Source organism: Vallitalea maricola (genome assembly GCF_036985595.1).
Classification (GTDB): Bacteria; Bacillota; Clostridia; order Lachnospirales; family Vallitaleaceae; genus Vallitalea; species Vallitalea maricola.
This window is the reverse complement of sequence record NZ_BTPU01000060.1, coordinates 80,055-87,859: the sequence shown is the minus strand read 5'-3', so window position 1 is coordinate 87,859 and position 7,805 is coordinate 80,055. Positions and strand designations below refer to the sequence as shown.

General features: G+C 34.3%; 4 protein-coding genes. All 4 read right to left on the bottom strand.

Annotated elements, in window-relative coordinates; genetic code table 11:
• Window positions 1-519: 519 nt before the first annotated feature.
• The 4 genes from bchH to AACQ14_RS16795 all read right to left on the bottom strand — a co-directional run bounded on the left by bchH (window position 520) and on the right by AACQ14_RS16795 (window position 7,435).
• Window positions 520-4,263: a magnesium chelatase subunit H gene (gene bchH, locus AACQ14_RS16810; protein WP_339364748.1), complete on the bottom strand. Its 3,744-nt coding sequence runs from the start codon at window positions 4,261-4,263 to the stop codon at window positions 520-522.
• A 202-nt stretch (window positions 4,264-4,465) separates the two neighbouring features.
• Window positions 4,466-5,251: an ABC transporter ATP-binding protein gene (locus AACQ14_RS16805; protein WP_339364747.1), complete on the bottom strand. Its 786-nt coding sequence runs from the start codon at window positions 5,249-5,251 to the stop codon at window positions 4,466-4,468.
• Window positions 5,252-5,277: 26 nt separating this feature from the next.
• Window positions 5,278-6,267: a FecCD family ABC transporter permease gene (locus AACQ14_RS16800; RefSeq protein ID WP_212690260.1), complete on the bottom strand. Its 990-nt coding sequence runs from the start codon at window positions 6,265-6,267 to the stop codon at window positions 5,278-5,280.
• Entirely contained in the window at window positions 6,260-7,435 is a 1,176-nt protein-coding gene (locus AACQ14_RS16795; RefSeq protein WP_339364746.1) for an ABC transporter substrate-binding protein, read from the bottom strand. Before AACQ14_RS16795 ends, AACQ14_RS16800 begins: the two co-directional genes overlap by 8 nt.
• Window positions 7,436-7,805 lie beyond the last annotated feature (370 nt).

The window sequence follows — 7,805 nt, the reverse complement described above, 5'->3', positions numbered from 1 at the left end:
CAACGAATAATAATGGACATCGAGTCCATTATTATTCCTGACAGTCCAGTAGGGCTGTCAGATTAAAAGCTGGGTTCGGCGTCCTGCCTCACTACTTCTCATATACCTATACTATTTTGCTCCTATTCCCCTTCAATATAGGTATAAAACACTTTTTCTTCTTACGTACAAAACTTTAGGCTATTCCATGTTTTATTATAGTAAATTAATTATTTAAAGATTTAATAAGAATATTAAAAAAACCTTTACTAGCCTAACTACAGGCTACTACAAATATTGTATAATTCAATTTGTAACACCATAAAGCCATATTAAAAATTCAACCAAAAAACAAAGTACAATGTACTTACATCCAACAACTAACTATCTATCTATCTCCCTCAGATCCCCCACTATCCATAAACCGGCACCAACCGAAGGTTGTAAAGTGTTATAATCACGCAGACCGATCGCTTCTCAGAGTAAGGCAAGTGATTATAACACTTTACAACCTGACTGTTGAGCTTTATGTAGTAGTATTTAAATATCCTCCTCTATATCCCCCTCCAATTCCAAATATACCTCCAACAACTTCTCCTTCTGCTCATCCGTAGCCTTCCAATAACCTCTCTTCTCATAATCCATCATCTGTTCCACAATAGAAAAATAAGCCCATCTATTATTGTCTTTCAATCTTTCCCTCATCTCATCATCATCAATATATTTGCTATGCAAATCATCATAAATCCACTCTTCCACCTTATTAGTAGTAGCAGCTAATCCCATGATATTTTCAAATCTATCAGCAATTTTCTGAACTCCATGATATTTATGCTCCAACATACCATCTCTCCATTTTGGATTTAATACTCTTGTCCTAATTCCTCTATTGATGGATTTCTCAACACTTTCTGTTTCAAGTCGTTCACCAGTCGTATCAGTAATATATATCTCCGCTTTTGATCCCTTAGCCATTTCCACTGATTTAGCAAGTCCACCAAAAAACTCATAATAATGGTCAAGGTCTGTAACCTCATACTCATGATTACTTCTTATTTGTGATACAACATCAACAGAACTAAGATTATTATTAAGCAATTCCCCTGCTTCTTTTCCTCTATGGTTCTTACTATATACATGCCTTAGACTCTTAACAAAAGTTTCACCTATCTGAGATTCATTTTCCCAATTCTTGGTTTCAAACAGCTTAGTGATTCCTGTCCCGTATTCTCCTTCTGCAGGTCCAAATATTCTGGATTTACATAATTCTAAAGCTTCCTCTTTTTCATAACCATCCTCTAATAACTTTTTGTATAGTCTTTTACTATTAGCCTTAAAGTAATTAAACTCATCACCTTCATCTAATCCATATATTGTTTCAAACAATTCATTTAAATCATTGATAATATTTGAGAACATATCTCTAAAAAAGCCACACATATTTATTACTACATCAATTCTAGGCCTTTTTAATTCTTCCTCAGGTATTATTTCATATTTAGGTTCCCATATACTTCTTGACTTTCCAAGTCTTATTCCTAGATAAGCCATTATCTGTCCAACTGTTTCTCCCTGAGTCCTAGAAGTTTCAAGTCCCCATAAAACTACAGCTATACTTTTTGGATATTCCCCATGTTCCCTTAGATACTGGTTAATTGTATTCTCAGCAATTTTCCTGCCTCTCTCATAAGCTGTTTCACTTGGAACAAATCTTGGGTCAAATTGATATAGATTATATCCTGTTGGCATTACTTCTGGATTTCTGATAGTATCTCCTGCTAATTTAGCCTTTAGGTATTCTCCATTTAAGAGTTTCAAAAGTCCGTTGCTCTCATTATTCTCATTACACTTACAAACTAGGTCTTCTGCATACTTCATTGTATTATCTATTTCTATTCTTAAATCATTTTTAATGTTAAGACTATCGCTAATTTTTCCATTTTCTTTCCAATATGTATCAATTAATTCTTTTACTTCCCTATCTATTCTTTTTAATGCGTTTATATCATTATTTTCAAGTATTTCATCATAATCATAACCACTATTAACTGCTAAGATTCTCCTAAGAGATTTTATATTACCCCTATCATATCTTAGAACAAATTCAAGATACCTATAGACTTCTTCAATATCAAACGATTTACCAAATACATGCAGACCTTTTGGAATAAGGGAACGGTTCATCCTGTATAATTCACTTTCAATCTGGTCTAAATCCTCAGGCAGATTGTTTTCCACTGCCTTCTTCATTATGTTAGTATATACATCATCACTTCTTACTGGTGATACTCTTAGGGCTTCATGGTATTCATCAATCATAGCTGCCAAATTTGCATATTCACCATATAATTCTCCTTCGATAAATGTTGGTGGTTGATAACCTATTAATGCAGCATGAGAACGTCTTTTTGCAATCATTCCTTCTGCTGGATTACCACAATAATAGATATACAGATGAGGAAGGTCACTTACTAACATATCTGGTAGACATCTACTGGACATACCGCATTCTTTACCTTTTAAGAATTCCAATGTCCCGTGTGTTCCAACATGAATAATTACGTCAGCTTTAAACTCCTCTTTTAGCCATTGATAATATGCTATATATTGATGAGGAGGCAATAATGTTTTATCATGATAGACTTTTTCTGGATTCTCATGTATACCTCTTGTAGGCTGTAAACCAATAAAAACATTTTCACTTATTATTCCTGGTATCAAGAAATTCTCTCCATCACTCATTACGTCACCAGGCGCTTGCCCCCATTGCTCCAGTATTTCTTCTTTATACCACTTATCCTCTAAATCCTTATTATACTCTTTAGTACTATATTTGATAAAATTCTCTTCTGATCCTTCGTCAGACCATCTACCAGAATTAACTATTTTTCCCGCTGTAAAACTACTCATTAAATCATCACTACTCAATGGCTTCACATTATAACCATTATCATTCAATTCTTTCAATATGTTCTCTACTGAATTAAAAGTATCAAGAAAAGCTCCTCCAAAAAGATTATCTTCCCCTGGCGGATAATTGTAGCATATGATCGCTACCTTCTTATCAAAATTCCTCTTGATTTGTAGTTTCAACCAATTTTCAACTCTGGAAACAAGTTTCAAGACTCTATCATCTATCAAACTAAGTTCCCTTACTTCAATATCAAACTCACTATTATATTCTGGTACTGCCATTGCTCCAATAGGATAAGTCTCTATTGCTCCATCTAATTCTGGAAGCATCACTGATAATAGGAATTCTGATGAATTGATTCCTTCTACACTGTCAAACCATTCACTTTCTCTTCTTTTAGTCATAAAAAACGGATGAAATATCGGTACATTGACATCTTCCAAAATGCTAACTGCATAATCAGCATTTCCACCCATAGGTCCAGCACCTAATCTAAATGACATAAAATTAATGATTAGATTAACTTTTCTACCTGTCCCATGTAATAACAATTCTTTCAATAAATCTTGATTATCTGTCTTAGTCTTGGAAAAAGCTATTGGCAATACATTTGCGAATGGTCTAATTTGCTTCGCTATTTTGGAAACACAAACTGAAGTATCATTTGGATAAGTATGTCCATAAAATAATAAAGCTACTGTAGGCTTACTACTATTAAATCCATGAATATCAGCATATTCCTTATAATCATCAAAATACATTTTCGTCTCTGGATCACATAAACCAATGTCAGGTAACTTCTCAGATTCTTGAGGTTTGGGAATACCTTTTACTTTCCCATAATCTCTTAACAACAGATACATCATGTTAGTCAATTGTAAAATAGTAGCATTCTGAAAATATTTACCTATCTGAACAAAATTACGCATATCCCTTGGCTTCCCAACAGGAATCAGCTTTCCCATTTTTTCTGCCATATCAGCCATCTTCTGCATCTTACTCATATCCATAGGTTTCCTGGACTTCTTATTACTCTTTTTATTCATCCCCATATCATTAGAAGTCAATTCCCCAAGTCGCAGAAAATTCCTACCTGCTCCACCTATAGGTATTACATTCCCCTTACACTTCCCTAATCCACACATTACAGCCCCTACAACCTTCTTAGGACTTCCCATCAAATCTACAAAAGTGACATCCGAATCAACAATATCACTCTCCATATCCTCAAGCTTACTATCCTCTAATGCCCTAGATGCATAAAACAAACGTAACTCCAACACATCATTAAACCTGCTGTTAATATCCTCTTGTACCTTAATCAATCCTGTTATCACCGATGTAGAAACAGAAATCACAGTTACCTTCACACCAATTCCCTCTCTCCATTAATTTAAAATCACTACATTTCACACTACTGACTACTTCTACACAAACGAAGCCCTCAATTCTCATACTAACTATCTGAAGACAGAAGGGTAAAGTGTTATAATCACGCAGACCGGCCGCTCTCAGGGTAAGGCAAGTGATTATAACACTTTACCCTGACTGTCCCCCAATAATATACTATAGCTACCTCACTAATCTAGGAAAAAACACCGGCTTCCCACTCTCTTTATCTTCTGTTATATCCCCATTAATATTAAAAACATCCTTCAGGTTCTCCTTACTTACTATATCCCAAGGTTCCCCCTTCAAATAAACATCTCCGTCCTTAATGACTATCAATTCATCCGAATATTTAGCAGCAAGATTAATATCATGCAACACCATAAGTATAGTAATACCATTCTCTTTATTAAGACTCTCAACCAATTCCAATACCTCTAACTGATGGCTTATATCCAAAAAAGTTGTAGGTTCATCCAACAATAATATCTCTGGTTTCTGAGCAATAGCCATTGCAATCCACGCTCTCTGCTTTTCACCACCAGATAGATTACACATCTTCTTATTAGCAAAATCCTTCATATTAGTAGTTTCCAGAGCCCAATCAACTATATCGTTATCTTGTTCACTATCTCCCTTCCACCACTCTTTGTAAGCGTATCTCCCATATACTACCAGATTTCTTACTGTCACATCTGTATTACTACCATGTATCTGAGATAAAACAGCCATTTTTCTAGCTATCTGCTTGCTTTTGATACCAGATATATTTTCTCCATCTAAAAAAACTTTGCCCTTATTAGGCTTGATATTCCTTGATAATGTTCTCAATAATGTTGTTTTACCTGAACCATTAGGTCCTATTATTGCATAGATTTTACCCTTTCCTATATTTAGATTCAGGTCTTTTATAACTTGGTTCTCTTTATATTTAACTGATAAATTCTCAGCTCTTAGTATCTCTTCCATACAACCAACTCTCATCTATATGTATTTTAATCTTTTCTTAACAAATATAGAAAAAACGGTACTCCTAAGATTGCCATAACAATTCCCACTGGTATTTCAACAGGACTTAATACAGTACGAGCAAAAGTATCACTCAACATAACCACTGCTGCTCCCAATAATGATGAACCAGGAATTAAGTACTTATAATCATTACCAACCATAAGTCTGACACTATGAGGAATAATAAGACCAACAAATCCTAATAAACCAACTACTGATACTGCACTGGCAGCCAACATAGCCGCAACTGCCGTTAACCCGAAACGAACTAATTCAACATTAAGCCCCACACCTCTTGCAATATCATCACCTAGAATAAGTATATTAAGCTTTTCCGACATAAAAGATAGTATAATCAATCCTATAATGGTATATGGTAAAATTGTCCACAACTCAGGCCAGCTTCTAGCAGATAATCCACCGTTCATAAACATTAATGCACCATGTACTCTGTCGCTGAAGAATACCATCAATGCAGATATACCTGCTCCTAGCAAGGTTGATACTGCAACACCTGCAAGTATGACTCTTATTGGTTGTATACCACCTTTCCAAGATAATACATATATCATTATCGCTGCCCCCATTGCACCAACAAACGCAAATGGTGGAACCAGCATCTGATACTTTGGAAATAGTATCAATATGATTATCCCTGCAAGTCCAGCTCCTGATGATATACCAATAATACCTGGGTCAGCCAAGGGGTTCCGCATGACCCCTTGCAATATACACCCAGACAAAGCTAGATTAACTCCAACTAATCCTGCTACTATAGTTCTTGGTAATCTGATGTTCCATATTACCAATCTTTCAGCTGAACCATCATTGTTAATAATTACTTCTAATATTCTTTTCATAGAAACATTCATGCTTCCCTTAGCATTGCTTAATAAAAAAGCTATTATCAATAAAATTCCAAATGCTATGATAAATGCTATTTTATTACTATCTTTTGATATGGTTTTATTCATCTAAACCACCAAATACTTCAGGATATACACCTTTTGCCATATACTCAATGGCATCAACAAAGTCACAACCTGCATTGTATAAGAAGTATTTTTGTGGTAGATAAACTATATTTCCTTCTTTAACAGCTCTTAATTCTTTCCATACTAGGTCTTTTCCTAATTTTTCACTAATAACTTTTTTTGCATCTTCATCAGAACTTAACATACTTGTTACTAAGATTACATCTGGGTCTTTTTCAATAATATATTCCATACTGAAAGGTGTAGTTTCTCCACCCATTCCTTCTGGTGCACAACCTGCTGCTATATTTTCAAGTTTCAATATATCTGCTACATTCCCAGCTATGCTCTTTGGTAATTTTACTGACACATCTTTTGATGTAGCATATAGTATAACTACTTTTTTAGATTCCTCTGGTAATTTATCAACTAACTCTTTCTTTTCCTTTTCCATGTCGGCGATAACTTCTTCCGCTTTGTTTGATTCATCAATAATACGTCCTATTGCTCTAATATTGTCTATAACATCTTCATATGTTCTCATATGTAAAGCCAAAGCTTTTATTTTGCTTTGTTCTAGAACTGGAATAACTCCATTCTGTAAACCAAATTGAGCTATTACCAATTCTGGCTGTAATGCAACAATTTTTTCAATATCAGGATTATAAACTTTACCTACTACTGGTAATCCCTCTATATCCTTTGGATCTACAGGAGCACCACCGCCAGTCTCAGATGTACATATTGATTTACCTCCTAAATCACATAAGACTCCTAGAAAAGTACCTGATATTGCTGCTATTTTTTCTGGTTTCTTCTCTAAAGTTACTTCATTACCGTACATATCAGTAATAGTAACTGGATAGCCTTCACCTTCTGATACAGTAATTACAGCACCACCCATAGATGGCATTTTGCCTTCACCCATACCTTTTGGCATCTTCTTATCCATACCTTCTGGCATTTTTTTATCCATTTCTTTTGGCATCTTATCTTTCTCTTTAGCCATTTCGCCAGAATCTTTTTCTTGTGAGTTATCTTTTTCCATTCCATTTGACTCTACGCTAACTTCTTTCTTTTCTGTTTTCTTATCATTACTACACCCTGTAAAACTTAAAATGATCATACATCCTATTAAAGTAAATATGATAGCTAGTTTTTTATTCATCCTTTTTTTCCTCCATACAACATCAATTTTATTTGTCTTAGAATATAATTGGATTATTTAAACTGCAGTGTGAATACACATATTAATTTACTGCAATAAAAAATGCCCCTTAACTTCTGCAAGTTAAAAAGCATGAAAATCATCAATATAATTCTATATTTCCAATCTGCTATAATTTGGCTACCATTCCCTATATTACACACACCTACTCAAGCACTTTAAAAATACTTAGTTTGTATGTATATCAAAATATTTTCCACAATAAAACATTCTATGTAATGTTTCTATAGCATAAATAAGGGAAATTCCTGCCTACCTAATACAGCAAATATCTATTCACAAGATTATATCAAGTATTCCACACCCTCCG